This window comes from Mesorhizobium sp. M6A.T.Cr.TU.016.01.1.1, assembly GCF_003952585.1.
Classification (GTDB): domain Bacteria; phylum Pseudomonadota; class Alphaproteobacteria; order Rhizobiales; family Rhizobiaceae; genus Mesorhizobium; species Mesorhizobium mediterraneum.
This window is the reverse complement of record NZ_CP034452.1, coordinates 3,921,322-3,936,539: the sequence shown is the minus strand read 5'-3', so window position 1 is coordinate 3,936,539 and position 15,218 is coordinate 3,921,322. Positions and strand designations below refer to the sequence as shown.

The following is a 15,218-nucleotide window of genomic DNA, read 5'->3' as shown; positions in this document are numbered from 1 at the left end:
CGCCTTCATCGGCCCGTCATGAAACCATGCTGAAGAGCGCGCATGAAGCGTGCGATCCTGATTGATTCGGCCTTGCGGCCTCGCATCAAGGAAACCGACGACATTTCAAGCAAAGGGCTGCTATGCGCATCCTGATGGTCACCGACGCCTGGCGCCCGCAAGTCAACGGCGTCGTCCACACGCTGGAGCGGCTTTCGGAAACCCTGAAATCCTTCGACGTCGAGACGGACTTCCTGACCCCGAACATCTTTCGCACCTTGCCCCTGCCTACCTATCCGGACATCCGGCTGGCGCTGACGACGCCGGGCCATGTCGCGCGCCTGATCGAAGCGCGCAATGCCGATCATATCCATATCGTCACCGAAGGCCCGCTCGGCATCATGGCGCGGCGCTATTGTCGCAAGGCAGGCCGGCCGTTCACGACGAGCTATCACACGCGCTTCCCGGAATATCTTAGCGCGCGGCTGCCTATACCGGAGGCCTGGGCCTACCGCTGGCTTCGCGATTTCCACAATTCCGGACAGGGCACGCTGGTCGCCACCCAGTCGCTGGCGGACGATCTATCGGCACGCGGCTTCACCAAGCTGAGGCCATGGACGCGCGGCGTCGACACCGACCATTTCCGGCCGGACAAGAGGAAGGAACTGGGGCTCAAGGGACCGATCTTCCTCTGCGTCGGCCGCGTCGCGATCGAAAAGAACCTAGCCGCCTTCCTCGATCTCGACCTGCCCGGCAGCAAGGTGATCGTCGGCGAGGGGCCGGAGTTGGCCAGGCTCAAGGCCAGATACCCCGCTGCCCATTTCCTTGGCCACCGCCCGAATGACGAACTGGCCGAGATCTACGCCTCGGCCGATGTCTTCGTCTTCCCCAGCCGCACCGACACATTCGGCAATGTCATCATCGAGGCGCTGGCCAGCGGCACGCCGGTCGCAGCCTATCCGGTGACGGGGCCAATCGACATTGTCGGCGACGGGGTTGGCGGAGCGGTGTCGAATGATTTGCGTGAGGCAGCGCTCGCCGCGCTCCACGTCGACCGCGCTGAGGCGCGCGAACGGGCAATGCGCTATAGCTGGAAAGCCTGCGCGGAAATGTTTCTGGAGACGGTTGAAGAGGCGCTGGGCACCACGCGCAAACTGACACCACCTTTCGTCATCCACGGGCGAAGCGGCGGCGAAGCCGACGCGCAGACCCGAGGATCCATGCCGTGACCTGCGAGCGACCCCTTCGGTGAAGAACTTGTTGGGTTGAGGCGACGAGCCGCACTTGCCCCACAGGAGCGGCCAGAACAACGCGATTCTGGACCGTCCTACTCTTCGACCACTGCTACGGCATGGATTCTCGGGGTTGCGCGTCCGCTTCGCCCGTGGATGACGAAGCTAAAATAATCGGCCGCCATCCGGCACCTTGCGTTCGATCGCGCCAAGCACGACGGCGCCCTCCTCGTCGGGAAAGCCAAGCGTCAGCACTTCCGACATGAAGGGGCCGATCTGCCGCGGCGCAAAATTGACCACCGCGAAGACCTGCCGGCCGACCAGCGTCTCGGGCGCATAATATTTGGTGATCTGCGCCGACGATTTCTTCACACCGATGTCAGCGCCGAAATCGATCTTCAGCTTGATCGCCGGCTTTCGCGCCTCGGGAAACGGCTCGGCTTCGATAATCGTGCCGGCGCGGATATCGACACGGTCGAAATCGGCGAAGCTGATCTCGGGCTTGCGCTGGCTGCTCGAGCTCATTGATGGTCAGGACCTGGCTCAGGCGTTTCCATAGGTCTCGAACAGGACGCCGGCCAGCGCCTCCTTGGCCGAGGTTCCCGACCAGACGACGAACTGGAACGCCTGGAAATAGCATTCGCAGGCTTCCAGCGCCGACGACAACAGCACCTCGACCTGCTGGCTCGACGGCTCGACCCCACCGGCAAGCAGCAGCGACTGGCGGAACATGATCGCGCCTTCCTGTTCCCAGAGGTCGAAATGGCCGAACAGCATCTGCTCGTTGATCAGCGAAAGCAGCCGCATCACTTCGAGCGCGCGCGCCTCCGGCACCTTGATGTCGAAAGCGCAGGCCAGATGCAGCGCCTCGAAATCCTCCATCCAGGAAAATGAGACGTGGTAGTCGGTCCAGCTTCCGGCAACCGAAATCGAAATCTCGTCGTCGCCGGCCCGTTCGAAGGACCAGTCGTTGTTGTGGGCCACCTGCTCGATAACATCCACCGGATGAATTTCGCGAGAGAGGTCGAGTTCGAGAAGTTCCATGGAATGCTTCCTGTCGTTCCTTCGCAACGGCCCGAAAATCGGTTCGATTTTCGGAAAGCACGATGCGAACGTTCAAAGTTCTAGAGCGTACTTTGTGCGTCCAAGTGGACGCACGTCGCTCTAGTGAGCGCCACACGCTCCGCGGGCACACACAACGAACAATCTTGTCTAGAACTCGGACGGCCGGGACTTCGTCAACGCAAAGACCCCAGACCGGACCCCACCGCCCGGCGCATGACCCTGCTTCGAATCATGCAACAAATTCAGTCTATTGATCGGGAGTCGCGTGACCAGCCCAATTTTTCGCACTGCGTCATTCGCATGTGGAAAGCCTCTGTCACGAAGATTCACGCAATGCCGGTAAGCGATTCACGACAAAGCGCTTTTTGCGATTGTGCTTTGTGGAAAAGTTTAACGATTATTTTTTTGATCTGGGCTTTGCCGCAGCCGCAGGCGCGGCCTGCCCGGTCAATTCGGTGAGCTTTGCCTCAAGCGCTTCGAGGCGCGCAGCAAGGCGGGTGTTTTCTTCCCTGGCCTTCGCCGCCATATCGCGTGCGGCCTCGAATTCTTCGCGCTGCACCAGGTCCATCGAGTTGAGAACGCGCTCGGCCTGCCCCTTGAAAGCGGTTTCCACTTCGCGCCGCACCCCTTGCGCGGCACCCGCGGCGTCGGTCATCAGCTTGGCGAATTCATCGAGAATGCGGTTCGGTCCGGTCGACATGGCAAATCCTCGCTTGGTCGATTTGACGTAGTGGCGCGCGACCCGGAATGCAAGCATCCACGTCGCCTTGACCCCGCCAAAACCCTGCCGCATGGTCCGCGCCCGAACGTGATCCGCAACCGGGAGATCCTGTTGAGCGAGTATCTTATGCTGCCGCTGGCGGCCCTGCCCTTCCCCAACATTGACCCGGTCATCGTCCAGATCGGACCGCTGGCGGTGCACTGGTATGGCGTCGGCTACATCGTCGGCATTCTCTTCGCCTGGTGGTATGCCAAGCGGCTCGTCACCAATGCTAGGCTCTGGCCCGACGGCACCGTGCCTATGAAGCCCGAGGATCTCGACGACTTCATCGTCTGGGCGGCCATCGGCGTGGTGCTTGGCGGACGCAGTGGCTACGTACTGTTCTACGACCTGCCGCGCTACATTGCCCACCCGCTCGACATTCTTGCCGTCTGGCAGGGCGGCATGTCGTTCCATGGCGGCCTGCTCGGCGTCATTCTCGCCATGACGCTGTTTTCCTGGTCGCGCGGCATCCGCACATGGTCGCTGTTCGACGTGGTTGCAGCCGGCGTGCCGGTCGGCCTTGGTCTCGTCCGCGTGGCGAATTTCATCAACTCCGAGCTCTGGGGCAGGCCGACCGATGTTCCATGGGCGGTCGAATTTCCCAATGGCGGCCCATTTGCGCGCCATCCCAGCCAGCTCTACGAGGCGCTGCTCGAAGGCCTGGTGCTGTTCCTGGTCCTGCGCTTCCTCACCCATTCCAGGCTCAAGCTGAAGACCCCGCGCTTCGTCGGCGGCGCCTTTATCGCCGGCTACGGTCTCTCGCGCATCTTCGTCGAATTCTTCCGCGAGCCCGATCAGCAGCTCGGCTACCTCCTCGGCACCGACTGGCTGACCATGGGCATGGTGCTGTCGCTACCAATGGTGCTTGCCGGCGTCTGGGCGATGGCGACTGCAAAGCCGGTAACACAGCCCCAGCCGATATGACCCGGCTGAAAACCCGCATCGTCGAGCTGATCGGTGCGGCGGGACCGATCCCGGTCAACCAATACATGGCGCTTTGCCTGTTCGATCCGCAGGACGGCTACTATACGACGCGCGAGCCGTTCGGGGCTGCCGGCGACTTCGTCACCGCGCCGGAGATCAGCCAGATGTTCGGCGAACTGGTCGCTGTCTGGCTCTACGAAGCCTGGCTGGCGACCGGCCGGCCGATGCCGGTCACCATCGCCGAGATCGGCCCTGGCCGCGGCACGCTGATGAAGGACATGCTGCGCACGCTTTCGCGGCTCGATCCGGCGCTGACCGCCGGCGCATCCTTCGCCATGGTCGAGACCAGCCCGCGGCTGATAGATGTCCAAAAGCAAACGCTTGCCGCCACGCCGGCCACGATCGGTTGGCACGAAAGCACGGGCACGCTGCCGCAGACCCCGCTTTTCATCGTCGGCAACGAATTGTTTGACGCTGTGCCCATCCGACAGTTCGTCCGCGCCGGAACAGGCTGGCGCGAACGGATGATCGGCCTCGACGGCGCGGACGAATTGCACTTCTTCGCCGGCGCCGGCTCGGTCGATCCGACGCTGTTGCCGAACGACGCCGAAAATGCGCCACAGGGCGCGATTGTCGAAGTCGCGCCGGCCCGAGCCGCGCTGATGGCGACCATCGCTGAGCGATTGGCCGGGCTCGGTGGCGCTGGCCTATTCCTCGACTATGGCTATCTCCGGCCAGGGATCGGCGACACGTTGCAGGCCTTGCGCAAGCACGATCACGAAGATGTGCTGGCCAATCCGGGCGAAGCCGATCTCACCGCCCATGTCGATTTCGCCGCCCTTGCCGCGATTGTGCGGGCGCACGGCCTCGATGCCCATCTCTCCACGCAAGGCGAATTCCTGGTGGAAATGGGCCTTCTCGAACGCGCCGGCCAACTCGGCGCCAATGCCGATGAGGCGGCTCGCGAAAAGATTGCAGGCGAGGTCGAGCGCCTCGCCGGCCCGCAAGCCATGGGTGACCTGTTCAAGGTGCTTGCCGTCCTGCCTGCCGAAATCGCCGTTCCGCCCTTTGCACCAGCGGATTGACTTTTCGCTGCCGCCTCTCCCACTCTCCCAACTTCCGACTGTCGCCCAACTTTGGACTTTCGCCCATCTTTGGACTGTAGCTTGACGAAATCGCCCACACGGACAACAACGCGGCCATGCTGAATCAGACCAAACCGGATCCCGTTCGGTCGCACTTGCTGGAGAAGGCGCGGGCGCAAGGCATTCGCCACGGCTATTTCACCCGCGTCGGCGGCGTCTCCAGCGGCATCTATCAGGGCCTCAACATCGGCACCGGCTCGAGCGACGACCAGACGCAGGTAGCCGAGAACCGCCGCCGCGTCGCCGACTGGATGGGCGTGCCTCCAACCCATCTCTTGACCGCCCACCAAATCCATTCGCCCGACGTCGTCATCGCCAGGGAGCCTTTTCCCGGCGAGCGCCCAAGGGCCGACGCCATCGTCACCGACCGGCCGGGCATCGCCGTCGGCGCCTCGACCGCCGATTGCGGACCGGTCCTGTTCGCCGATGTGGAGGCGCGTATCATCGGTGCGGCCCATGCCGGCTGGAAGGGCGCCTTGTCAGGCGTGCTGGAAAATACCATTGCAGCGATGGAAGGCCTCGGCGCCCGGCGCGAGCGCATCGTCGCCGTTCTCGGTCCTTCCATCGGCCCAGAAAACTATGAGGTCGGGGCGGAATTCGTCGCCCGCTTCGTCGAGGCCGATGCCAACAACATCCGCTACTTCGCGCCGTCGGCGAAGTCGGGACATGCAATGTTCGACCTGAACCTCTATACGGTCGATCGGCTAAGCCGGGCTGGCGTGACCGCCGACGGGCTTAGCCGCTGCACCTACGCCGAGGAGGATCTGTTCTATTCCTACCGGCGCACCACGCATCGCAACGAGCCGGATTACGGGCGGCAGATTTCGGCAATCGTTTTGGAGACAGAATAATGGCGCTGCATTTCGAACGGTCGGAATTTGACGCGCGGCGCGATCGGCTGATGATCGAGATCGCCGAAAAGAAGCTCGATGCCGTCCTGCTGTTTGCGCAGGAGAGCATGTACTGGCTGACCGGCTACGATACGTTCGGCTTCTGCTTCTTCCAGTGCCTGGTGGTGAAGGCAGACGGTTCGATGATCCTGCTGACGCGCTCGGCCGATCTGCGCCAGGCGCGCCACACCTCGATCATCGACAATATCGTGCTGTGGACCGACCGCGACGGCGCCAATCCGGCGATTGACCTGCGCAATTTGCTCAACGACCTCGACCTGCTCGGCGCCCGCATCGGCGTCGAATACGACACCCACGGCCTGACCGCCTACAATGGCCGGCGCCTGGACGAACAATTGCAGACCTTTGGCCAGATCGCCGACGCTTCCGGCATCGTGAGCCGGCTGCGCCTGTTCAAGAGCCCGGCCGAAATCGCCAAGGCGGAAAGGGCCGCGAGCCTCGCTGACGACGCGCTGGACGCGGCCCTGCCACTGATCAAGCAGGGTGGCGACGAAGCCTTGATCCTTGCCGCCATGCAGGGCGCAATCTTTGCTGGTGGCGGCGACTATCCGGCCAATGAGTTCATCATCGGCTCGGGGGTGGACGCACTGCTTTGCCGCTACAAGGCCGGCCGCCGCAAGCTGACCAAGAACGACCAGCTGACGCTCGAATGGGCCGGCGTCTTCCACCACTATCATGCGGCGATGATGCGCACGGTGCTGACCGGCAAAGTTTCGAAACGTCACCAGGAACTGTTCGATGCGGCGCGCGCCGCGCTTCTGGCCGTCGAGAAGGCGATGACGCCCGGAAATACCTTCGGCGACGTGTTCGACGCGCATGCCCGCACGCTCGAGGCGCACAATTTGACCAAGCACCGGCTCAACGCCTGCGGCTATTCGCTCGGCGCCCGCTTCACCCCGTCATGGATGGACATGCCGATGTTTTATCAAGGCAATCCCGAGCCCATCGCGCCAAACATGACGCTGTTCGCCCACATGATCATCATGGACTCCGAAACCGAGACCGCGATGACGCTTGGCCGCACCTATCTGACGACCGAATCGCAGCCGAAGCCGCTGTCCCGCCATGATCTCGACTTGATCGTGCAGTGAATCCATAATGATAGGGATTCAAAGGGCGTTCATCGCCAAGGAGTTTTGAGGCAAATGAGGCGATCGCATGTGACGACCGTGTCATTGCTCGCGGCGCTGGCGTTGGCCGCCTGCACCAATGCGAAGGATGTTCTCGAACCCTCGGCCATCGCCCCGCAGTCGACACAGGCCGTGCCCGCAGCCGGCACGGCTGCAGCACCGCAGCCTTCCACGACGGCACAACCTTCCGCCCCTGCACAGCCCGCAACCACGACCGTGCCGCCCGCAAAAAGCGCCGCCGTCATCGCACGAACCCGCCTGCAGGTGGCGCCGATCGTCGGCGCGTCGGTAGAAGCCGCCACACCGTTGACCGCGGAGCTTCAGACGCGAGCCAAGCAGCGCGGCATCATCTTGGCAGGCAGCGCCGGGCAGACCCCAACGCACGTGCTGAAAGGCTATTTCTCGACGATGTCGGAAGGTAAGGATACCACCGTCATCTATGTCTGGGACGTCTATGACCCGGCAGGCAACCGGCTGCATCGCATCAACGGCCAGCAGAAGGCGCCGTCGGTTAATGGTGGCGAAGGCTGGGCTGCTGTCGCGCCGGAGACTATGCAGGCGATCGCCGATCAGACGATCGACCAGTTTGCCACATGGCTTGGCGGTCAGGCGGGCTGACACGTTGCAGGCTGCCCTCGCCGTAAACGTTTATTGAGATTAGCCGGCGGATTCCCGATCACGACGCTTGCAATACCGGCACGGGCCGCTAAAAGCCCGACTTAAGAGGCTCAAGAGAGTCTGCCAGAGTCTCCATCCTTCACCAGGAACGGTGCATGAAGCTTTTCGCGGGCAATTCCAACAGAGTGCTGGCCGAAGCGGTCGCCCGCTATCTCAACATCCCGCTGGGCAAAGCCAGCGTCAGGCGCTTCGCCGATCAGGAGATCTTCGTCGAGATCCAGGAAAATGTGCGCGGCGAGGATGTCTTCATCCTGCAGTCCACCTCGTTCCCGACCAACGATCACCTGATGGAACTGCTCATCATGATCGACGCTTTCATGCGCTCATCGGCCAAGCGCATCACGGCGGTCATTCCCTATTTCGGCTATGCCAGGCAAGACCGCCGCGCCTCGGGCCGCACGCCGATCTCGGCCAAGCTGGTCGCCAACATGATCACGCGGGCGGGCGTCGACCGCGTCTTGACGCTGGATCTCCATGCCGGCCAGATCCAGGGCTTTTTCGACATCCCGACCGACAATCTCTTCTCAGTGCCGGTCATGGCCCGCGACGTGAAGGCGAAATACAAGCAGCTCGCCAATGTCATGGTCGTGTCGCCGGATGTCGGTGGCGTGGTCCGCGCCCGCGCGCTCGCCAAGCGCATCGATGCCCAGCTTGCCATCGTCGACAAGCGTCGCGAGCGCCCCGGTGAATCGGAAGTCATGAACGTCATCGGCGACGTGCGCGGCAAGGATTGCCTGCTGATCGACGACATCATCGATTCGGGCGGTACTTTGTGCAATGCGGCCGATGCGCTGCTTGCCGGCGGCGCCACCAGCGTCACCGCCTATACCACCCACGGCGTTTTGTCCGGCGGCGCCATCGCCCGCATCGGCGCCTCGAAGCTGCAGGAACTGGTCATTACAGATTCCATACAGCCGACCCAGGCGGTGCTCGACGCCAGCAACATCCGCGTCATCTCCATCGCCGACCTAATGGGTGAGGCGATCTCGCGCACGGCGACCGAGGAATCGGTGTCGAGCCTGTTCGACTAGCGCACCGACCACGAAACGATTTTCAGCCCTCGATAGGGATGCTCTCGCACGTATCAAAGCCCACCATCGGGCGCGCCACTCCTAGAGCAATTCCAGGAAAAGTGTGAAACGGTTTTCCGTCCGGAATTGCGCAAAACAAAGAGATAGAGCGGTTCGGCGTTTCCGTGAAACGATGAAGCGCTCTAGGCTACAGGACCCGCGCCGGCACATTGGGCCGGCGAACGCCTTCGCCGGCATCCCGCGCGCCGCGCATATAACCGCGCGGCGATGCTCCCAGCATGCGCTTGAACATAGTGATGAAGGCCGGCACGCTGTCATAGCCGAGATCGAGCGCCACTCTGGTGATCGGCTCGCCGTCCGCCAGCCGCGGCAAGGCCGCGAACAGGCAGGCCTGCTGGCGCCACGTCGATAGCGACAATCCGGTCTGGCGATGAAAGGCACGCGTAAAGGAACGGCGGCTCATGCCGACGATATCGGCCCATTCGTCGATCGTCGCATGCGGCGAGGGTGCTGCGACGAAGCGCCGGCACAGCGCCGCAAGCTTTGGATCTGAAGGAAAAGGCAGGCCGAGCGGCCGTTCCGGCAGGCTCGGGATTTCATGCAGCAGGAGGCTCATGATCAACCCGCCGCGCCCCTCCAACTCGCCGCCCTGTGGCAACTTTTCCGATTCCACAATCAGGCTGTGCATCAGATCGGTGATGCCGACGACGCGTAAGCCATGCGGCAGCCCCGCAATAGCGTCCGGCATCACATAGACCGAGCGCATGCTGACGTCGCCAAGCATCTCGACGGAATGCTCGGTGCCGGCGGGAATCCACATGGCATGATCGGGCGGCACCATCCAGCGCCCATGCCGCGTCGTGACCATCACGACGCCGACAAGCGCATGCAGCAACTGGCTGCGACTGTGACGGTGCTGCGGGACGTGGTAGCCGTCGGGATATTCGGTCGGCAGGGCCACCGCCGGCCCGACGGCCTGCTCCAGCCACTGCCAGCGGCGCTCATGCAACTGCCCGAGATCGGTTTCGCCAGCTTTGAAGATTTCATTGCCGTGCGGCATTGGGTAATGGCCCACTCGCGAAACTATTGGACCAAACCACGAAAGAAGTCGCCCGGCAAGTGACTTATAAGGCAACCGGCTACGCCTGCGGGAGCGCCCGCCAAAAAGTCCACGGAGCATGCTTTGACCGACACGACAGCCACCACCGTCGCCACCCCTGCGACGGCCAGCCACACTTCGGCGCAAGCGACGGCCTTCACAGTCATTCTGGCAGTGAGCTTCTGCCATTGTGTCAACGACATCATGCAGTCGCTGCTGTCGGCCATCTATCCGCTGCTGAAGGACAATTACGGCCTCGATTTCTGGCAGATCGGCCTTTTGACCTTCACCTTCCAGGTGACGGCCTCATTGCTGCAACCGCTGATCGGCATGGTCACCGACAAGCGGCCGATGCCCTATTCGCTGCCCTATGGCATGGCGGCCTCGCTGATCGGCCTGATCGTGCTGGCCTATGCCGGACATTATTCGCTGCTGCTGATCGGCGCGTCGCTGATCGGCATCGGTTCGGCGATCTTCCACCCGGAATCCTCGCGCATCGCCCGTTTCGCCTCGGGCGGCAGGTTCGGCCTGGCGCAATCGCTGTTCCAGGTCGGCGGCAATCTCGGCCAGGCCATCGGACCGCTGCTGGCTGCCTTCATCGTCGTGCCCTTCGGCCAGACCAGCATAGCGTGGTTTGCCGTCGGCTCGCTGATCGGCATCATCGTGCTGTGGCGGGTCGGCGGCTGGTACAGCCGTCTTCGCGCCTCGCTCGCCAACCGCAAGGCGGCAGCCTTCGTCTCGCCCTTTCCGCGCCGCAAGGTGATGGGCGCGCTGGCGGTGCTGACCTTGCTGGTGCTGACCAAGAACGCCTACGTCGCCAGCCTCGCCAGCTACTACACCTTCTACGCCATCGATAAATTCGGCGTTTCGGTGCAGATGTCGCAGGTCATGCTGTTCCTGTTCCTCGGCGCCTCGGCGCTGGGTATCCTGCTCGGCGGCCCGTTCGGCGACCGCTACGGACAGAAGCCGATGATCTGGTTCTCGATCGTCGGTGTCCTGCCCTTCACGCTGGCCCTGCCCTACGCCAATTTCGAATGGACGATGGTGCTGACCGTGCTGATCGGCCTGATCCTGTCCTCGGCCTTCTCGAACATCGTCGTCTTCGCGCAGGAACTCGTGCCGGGCCGGGTCGGCATGATCGCCGGCATCTTCTTCGGCTTCGCCTTCGGCATGGGCGGCATTGCCGCCGCCGTGCTCGGCGTCGTCGCCGACATGAAAGGCATCGATTTCGTCTTCCAGGTCTGCTCGTATCTGCCGCTGCTCGGCCTGCTGACGGTTTTTCTTCCCAACATGAAGGAAGCGAGGAAGCTGGAGGACGAAGCCACGATTGGGTGAAGCTTGGGTTGGACGTCGGCATTCCCCAAGTCAGGCCGCGCGAAATGGTAACTCGATGGGAACTCGCGCTGTAAGGCGCTCGTTAAGAACGAGGCCAGGATACACCAATCACAGCGCTACTCAGAATTCTCTGGGATGGAGGTCATGCGGGCAGTCATCGTTGGCGCCGGGATCGCGGGACTTTCGATTGCCAAGGGGCTTCGGCTCCTTGGCTGGGAGGTCGAGATTTTCGAGCAGGCGAGCGAATTGAAGCCTTTGGGCGCCGGTCTCAGCCTGAGCGCTAACGCGCTTCGGGCTCTGCGCACGCTTGGGCTTTACGATGCGGTTGTGGCCAATGCGCAGGCGATACACCGGCTCGACCTTCTTGACGACAAAGGCCAGGTTCTTCAATCAACGGATTTTCAGCGTTTTAGCCAGCGATACGGTCATCTCAGCATGGCTGTGCTGCACCGAGGCGACCTTCACAAGGCCCTTCTTTCGCAGCTACCCCACTCGACAATTCACACCGATATGGAATGCGTCGATGCACGTGATTTGGGTGATCGCATCGTTCTACGCTTCGCGAATGAGGAGAGCGTGGAGAGCGATCTGGTGCTCGCCTGCGATGGCATTCACTCCGTGGTTCGCAAGGCGCTGTTTCCGCAATCGAGGGAGCGCTTCGCGCGTTATGTCTGCTGGCGCGCAATCGCGCCCGGCCTTCCGCAAGGAATAGATCCCACCCGCCTGACTGAGAGCTGGGGGGCCGGCAAACGGATCGGCCTGGCAGCGATTCCCGGCGAAAGAGTCTACTGGTTTGCCTGCAGCGGCGCCGACCGCGTCGGCGATCCCAAACTGGCGCAGGCCGATCTTGCCGAGGTGCGCGCAATGTTTTCCGGTTTCCACGATCCGATTCCGGAAATCTTCGATCGGACACCTGCCGGCTCGATGATCTGGACGGACATTCTCGATCTCGACCCAATGCCTGCGTTCACCCGCGGCAGGGTGGTCCTGCTTGGCGATGCCGCCCATGCCGTCACCCCTGATCTGGGACAGGGAGCGGGACTCGCGATTGAAGACGCGGCGGTGCTTGCGGCTTTGTTCGGACGGCATCCGATCGGGCAGGCAATCCGCGAATATGACAAGCGTCGCCTCGAAAGGGCGCATCGCGTTGCATCCGAATCGCGTTTTTACGCCGGAGTTGCGCAATTGCGGAACCCGATTGTCGTCCCTCTCCGCAACTTGCTGGTGAAGAGCATCCCTGAGCGTTTCATGGACCGGCAGTTGGATTCGGTTCTCGACATAGACTTCGAGCCGGTCAGGGTCGCCGCGTAGCGCCAAGCCTGCATGCATGGCCTTGGAAACCGACCTATTCCTGCTCGCCCTATGCATAACCACAGATCGAGCAATTTTTGCCATCACGTACCGCAGAGCTTTCTAAATGCACTGAGCGCGGCGACCACTCTCGAATGGACATCCTTGTCTGAAGGAACGGGCAGCGTGCTAATGACCCGCCGGATCTGCAGATCACCGATCAGCAGATTCAAGAACCAATCGGCCGCGATGCGTGCAGATGGCGCGGCGAGCGCGCTGCTCTCCAAGCCGCGCTGGATCAGTTTCTCGATCAGCGGGAATACCGAATCGCGACCACCTGCGGCAATCGTCGCACCCAATTCGCCACTTTCGTCAGAAGCAGCCGCGCGGTTAAGGGAAATTGCCCGCTCGCCAAGCAGCATCGAAAGGAGGATCGGAGCAACATCTTCGAGGGTTATCAGAGGATCGGCGTCGTCCCTGATTGCCGCATCCAGTGCCGCTCTCGTCGTCCTTGCATTCTTCTCGACCATCGTCTTGAACAAGCCCTTCTTGTCGCCATACCAGCGATAGAGAGTTTCGTTTGACGCCTTTGCCTCTTTGGCTATGCCAAGCATGGAAGTCCCGCCGTAGCCTCTCTCCTTGAGAAGCTTGTAGGCCGCCCTCTCGATCTGTGCCCGACGCGCAGCTTTGGTGTCTTCGCGCATTCCAATCTCCGAAACTGCCAACCTCAGAAAATGCCAATCACGAAAAATGCCAATCTCGAAGAATGCTTGACCGGAACCGTACACATTTGTACGTATATGCAAAAGCGTACACGACGATACGGTTGTATGGAAGCCGCGAAATGCCTGGGATAGTGGTAGGATTGTCGGTCACATCGATCGTCTTTTCGGGAGCGATATTCGGATTTTTCTACGCCTGGGTCTGCTCCACAATGTGGGGGCTCGACCAGACTGATCCCCGAGTGGCAATCGAGGCTATGCAGGCGATGAACGCATCGGTTCGAAACGCCGTGTTCTTTCCCGCCTTCTTTCTGACGCCGGTTGTCCTGGGGCTCACGGCTGCCGCGATGCGTTTTTATGGCCGCAAGTCGCCAGCGTTCTGGTTCGCTGCGGCGGCGCTTGTCTATCTGACATTCGGCCTCTTCCTCACCTTGACGGTGAATGTGCCGATGAACGAGGCGTTGGCCGCAACCGTCATTCCCAACGATGTCGAGACTGCGCGAGAGATCTGGCAGGATTATTCGCAACGGTGGCAGTTCTGGAACCAGGCGCGAACCATCGCCTCAGGAATCGCCTTGGTTTTTGCCGGCCTCGGTCTGGTGAGGTTGTGACCGGATCGCCTGGCCCGGATGACGGGCGGGTGACTTCCTGCCTTACATCGCTTTGAGCGGAATGCCGCCGGCGCCGGCAATGAATTCGGGCCATTGCTTGGCACGGGATCCACTATCTGAACTTAAATGCGCGCGTTGCCCACATCAGCCGGAATGCCTGTTCGGCTGCGTTCGCCAGCAGCGTGTCGGCGTCACGGATCGCGTCTTCGAGGGAACACGGTCGGCACAGAATGCTGAAGAAGGCATCGATGCCGATTTCGTGGGTCGCCTCGGCGCCTGCTCCGACGGTTCCGGCCAAGGCGATGACGGGCAGATTGTGACGTTTCGCGCGCCGGGCGATCTCGGCTGGCACTTTTCCAAAGCTCGTCTGGCCATCCAGGCCACCCTCGGCCGTCATGACGATGTCGGCGTTTGCCAGTCGATGATCGATATCCATGTACCGCAGAATCAGGTCGAAGCGCGGATGCAGCCGGGCCCCAGCAAAGGCATGAAGTCCAGCGCCGAGTCCACCGGAAGCTCCTCCGCCGACAAGCGGCGCCACGTCGATGCCGAGGTCGCGACGAACGACGTGAGCGAGATTTTCCATACCCTGCTCGAGCAAAGCCACTTGGTCAGGTGTTGCACCCTTTTGCGGGCCGAACACCCGGGCGACGCCTCTCTCACCGAGCAACATGTTATAGGGGTTCACAGCGACATCGATACGAACATTCAAAAGGCGATGGTCACGACTGGAAAGATCGACGTGAGCAAGCGATGAAAGCGCCGAGCCGCTCCCCGAAATGGGACTGCCGCCGCCATCGAGCAGACGCACGCCTAAGGCTTGGGCCATGCCCGTTCCCGCGTCGTTGACGCCCGAGTCACCGCAGCCGATCAGAATTCTTTCCGCGCCAAGATCGAGCGCAAAACGAACCAACTCGCCGACCCCATAACTTGTGGTGCGGGTCGGGTCGCGCATATCCGTGGGGACGAGCCGGAGCCCGGCAGCCGCCGCGATTTCCAGAACGGCCGTCCGCTTTTTTCCTCGCCCGAGAAAACCGATGGTAGCTTCCACGGGTTGGCCCACCGGTCCGGTCACCGTGACGGAATGCAGCTCGCCACGGGACAGTTCAACAAGGGTCCGCGTAAAATCCTCGCCTCCATCGACCATCGGAAGGCCCAGGATCTTTGCTGTCGGAACGGCATTGCGGACGCCCCGCGCCAATGCGTCGATGACGTCACGAACGCCGAGGCTCTCTTTAAAGCCGGAGGGTGCGACCAACACTCGAAGCCGTCTTCTTTTCTTCGACGCTTTCTTTTTCGACAT

16 protein-coding genes are annotated in these 15,218 nt (G+C 62.0%); 10 read left to right on the top strand and 6 right to left on the bottom strand.

From position 1 onward, the window contains the following. Positions 1 to 122: 122 nt before the first annotated feature. On the top strand, positions 123 to 1,208 hold the full coding sequence (locus EJ075_RS18850; protein ID WP_245457950.1) for a glycosyltransferase family 1 protein: 1,086 nt from the start codon (positions 123 to 125) through the stop codon (positions 1,206 to 1,208). A gap of 168 nt (positions 1,209 to 1,376) precedes the next feature. Here EJ075_RS18850 and EJ075_RS18845 read toward each other — a convergent pair whose 3' ends face one another. The 3 genes from EJ075_RS18845 to EJ075_RS18835 form a co-directional block, all read right to left on the bottom strand. Further along, positions 1,377 to 1,736, bottom strand: coding sequence for a tRNA-binding protein (locus EJ075_RS18845; protein WP_095488848.1), 360 nt, complete (start codon positions 1,734 to 1,736; stop codon positions 1,377 to 1,379). An 18-nt stretch (positions 1,737 to 1,754) separates the two neighbouring features. Beyond that, positions 1,755 to 2,255 (bottom strand): YbjN domain-containing protein, encoded by a 501-nt coding sequence (locus EJ075_RS18840; RefSeq protein ID WP_095488847.1) that lies wholly within the window; start codon positions 2,253 to 2,255, stop codon positions 1,755 to 1,757. 418 nt (positions 2,256 to 2,673) lie between these two features. Continuing rightward, positions 2,674 to 2,976, bottom strand: coding sequence for an accessory factor UbiK family protein (locus EJ075_RS18835; RefSeq protein WP_095488846.1), 303 nt, complete (start codon positions 2,974 to 2,976; stop codon positions 2,674 to 2,676). A gap of 132 nt (positions 2,977 to 3,108) precedes the next feature. Between EJ075_RS18835 and lgt the strand changes: the two genes are divergently transcribed. From lgt to EJ075_RS18805, 6 genes are all read left to right on the top strand, one after another. After that, complete coding sequence (gene lgt, locus EJ075_RS18830) at positions 3,109 to 3,963, top strand: prolipoprotein diacylglyceryl transferase (protein WP_126105280.1); 855 nt, start codon at positions 3,109 to 3,111, stop codon at positions 3,961 to 3,963. After that, the gene (locus EJ075_RS18825; protein ID WP_126105279.1) at positions 3,960 to 5,048 is read left to right on the top strand and encodes a class I SAM-dependent methyltransferase; all 1,089 of its coding nucleotides are present in this window, start codon (positions 3,960 to 3,962) and stop codon (positions 5,046 to 5,048) included. The genes lgt and EJ075_RS18825 overlap by 4 nt, the downstream gene beginning before the upstream one ends. Before the next feature lie 116 nt (positions 5,049 to 5,164). Further along, positions 5,165 to 5,959, top strand: a complete 795-nt coding sequence (gene pgeF / locus EJ075_RS18820) for a peptidoglycan editing factor PgeF (RefSeq protein ID WP_126105278.1) — start codon at positions 5,165 to 5,167, stop codon at positions 5,957 to 5,959. Then, the gene (locus tag EJ075_RS18815) at positions 5,959 to 7,110 is read left to right on the top strand and encodes a Xaa-Pro peptidase family protein (RefSeq protein WP_126105277.1); all 1,152 of its coding nucleotides are present in this window, start codon (positions 5,959 to 5,961) and stop codon (positions 7,108 to 7,110) included. Before pgeF ends, EJ075_RS18815 begins: the two co-directional genes overlap by 1 nt. A 54-nt stretch (positions 7,111 to 7,164) precedes the next feature. Then, positions 7,165 to 7,767 (top strand): hypothetical protein, encoded by a 603-nt coding sequence (locus tag EJ075_RS18810; protein ID WP_126105276.1) that lies wholly within the window; start codon positions 7,165 to 7,167, stop codon positions 7,765 to 7,767. Positions 7,768 to 7,922: 155 nt separating this feature from the next. Then, positions 7,923 to 8,858, top strand: coding sequence for a ribose-phosphate pyrophosphokinase (locus tag EJ075_RS18805; RefSeq protein ID WP_065011960.1), 936 nt, complete (start codon positions 7,923 to 7,925; stop codon positions 8,856 to 8,858). 187 nt (positions 8,859 to 9,045) lie between these two features. Here the strand turns inward: EJ075_RS18805 and EJ075_RS18800 are convergent, their stop codons facing one another. Further along, on the bottom strand, positions 9,046 to 9,918 hold the full coding sequence (locus EJ075_RS18800) for a helix-turn-helix transcriptional regulator (RefSeq protein WP_126105275.1): 873 nt from the start codon (positions 9,916 to 9,918) through the stop codon (positions 9,046 to 9,048). 123 nt (positions 9,919 to 10,041) lie between these two features. Here EJ075_RS18800 and EJ075_RS18795 point away from each other — a divergent pair, with 123 nt between their 5' ends. After that, a complete protein-coding gene (locus EJ075_RS18795; protein ID WP_164547133.1) occupies positions 10,042 to 11,292 on the top strand; it encodes an MFS transporter in 1,251 nt (416 codons plus the stop codon). 135 nt (positions 11,293 to 11,427) lie between these two features. Continuing rightward, positions 11,428 to 12,603 carry an FAD-dependent monooxygenase gene (locus EJ075_RS18790; RefSeq protein WP_348627329.1) on the top strand — a complete coding sequence of 392 codons (1,176 nt, stop codon included), beginning with the start codon at positions 11,428 to 11,430 and terminating at the stop codon, positions 12,601 to 12,603. 83 nt (positions 12,604 to 12,686) lie between these two features. Here EJ075_RS18790 and EJ075_RS18785 read toward each other — a convergent pair whose 3' ends face one another. Beyond that, positions 12,687 to 13,286 carry a TetR/AcrR family transcriptional regulator gene (locus EJ075_RS18785; protein ID WP_126105272.1) on the bottom strand — a complete coding sequence of 200 codons (600 nt, stop codon included), beginning with the start codon at positions 13,284 to 13,286 and terminating at the stop codon, positions 12,687 to 12,689. A 140-nt stretch (positions 13,287 to 13,426) separates the two neighbouring features. On the opposite strand from EJ075_RS18785, the gene EJ075_RS18780 reads away from it, so the two are divergent. After that, positions 13,427 to 13,915, top strand: a complete 489-nt coding sequence (locus tag EJ075_RS18780) for an anthrone oxygenase family protein (protein ID WP_126105271.1) — start codon at positions 13,427 to 13,429, stop codon at positions 13,913 to 13,915. Between the two features lie 112 nt (positions 13,916 to 14,027). Here EJ075_RS18780 and EJ075_RS18775 read toward each other — a convergent pair whose 3' ends face one another. Continuing rightward, positions 14,028 to 15,218, bottom strand: a complete 1,191-nt coding sequence (locus EJ075_RS18775; protein WP_126105270.1) for a glycerate kinase — start codon at positions 15,216 to 15,218, stop codon at positions 14,028 to 14,030.

Bases quoted from the DNA above. Each gene is read 5' to 3' on its own strand.
- EJ075_RS18850 (WP_245457950.1), top strand. From the start codon at position 123: ATGCGCATCCTGATGGTCACCGACGCCTGGCGCCCGCAAGTCAACGGC.
- EJ075_RS18845 (WP_095488848.1), bottom strand. From the start codon at position 1,736: ATGAGCTCGAGCAGCCAGCGCAAGCCCGAGATCAGCTTCGCCGATTTC.
- EJ075_RS18840 (WP_095488847.1), bottom strand. From the start codon at position 2,255: ATGGAACTTCTCGAACTCGACCTCTCTCGCGAAATTCATCCGGTGGAT.
- EJ075_RS18835 (WP_095488846.1), bottom strand. From the start codon at position 2,976: ATGTCGACCGGACCGAACCGCATTCTCGATGAATTCGCCAAGCTGATG.
- EJ075_RS18825 (WP_126105279.1), top strand. From the start codon at position 3,960: ATGACCCGGCTGAAAACCCGCATCGTCGAGCTGATCGGTGCGGCGGGA.
- pgeF (WP_126105278.1), top strand. From the start codon at position 5,165: ATGCTGAATCAGACCAAACCGGATCCCGTTCGGTCGCACTTGCTGGAG.
- EJ075_RS18815 (WP_126105277.1), top strand. From the start codon at position 5,959: ATGGCGCTGCATTTCGAACGGTCGGAATTTGACGCGCGGCGCGATCGG.
- EJ075_RS18810 (WP_126105276.1), top strand. From the start codon at position 7,165: ATGAGGCGATCGCATGTGACGACCGTGTCATTGCTCGCGGCGCTGGCG.
- EJ075_RS18805 (WP_065011960.1), top strand. From the start codon at position 7,923: ATGAAGCTTTTCGCGGGCAATTCCAACAGAGTGCTGGCCGAAGCGGTC.
- EJ075_RS18800 (WP_126105275.1), bottom strand. From the start codon at position 9,918: ATGCCGCACGGCAATGAAATCTTCAAAGCTGGCGAAACCGATCTCGGG.
- EJ075_RS18790 (WP_348627329.1), top strand. From the start codon at position 11,428: ATGGAGGTCATGCGGGCAGTCATCGTTGGCGCCGGGATCGCGGGACTT.
- EJ075_RS18785 (WP_126105272.1), bottom strand. From the start codon at position 13,286: ATGCGCGAAGACACCAAAGCTGCGCGTCGGGCACAGATCGAGAGGGCG.
- EJ075_RS18780 (WP_126105271.1), top strand. From the start codon at position 13,427: ATGCCTGGGATAGTGGTAGGATTGTCGGTCACATCGATCGTCTTTTCG.
- EJ075_RS18775 (WP_126105270.1), bottom strand. From the start codon at position 15,218: ATGTCGAAAAAGAAAGCGTCGAAGAAAAGAAGACGGCTTCGAGTGTTG.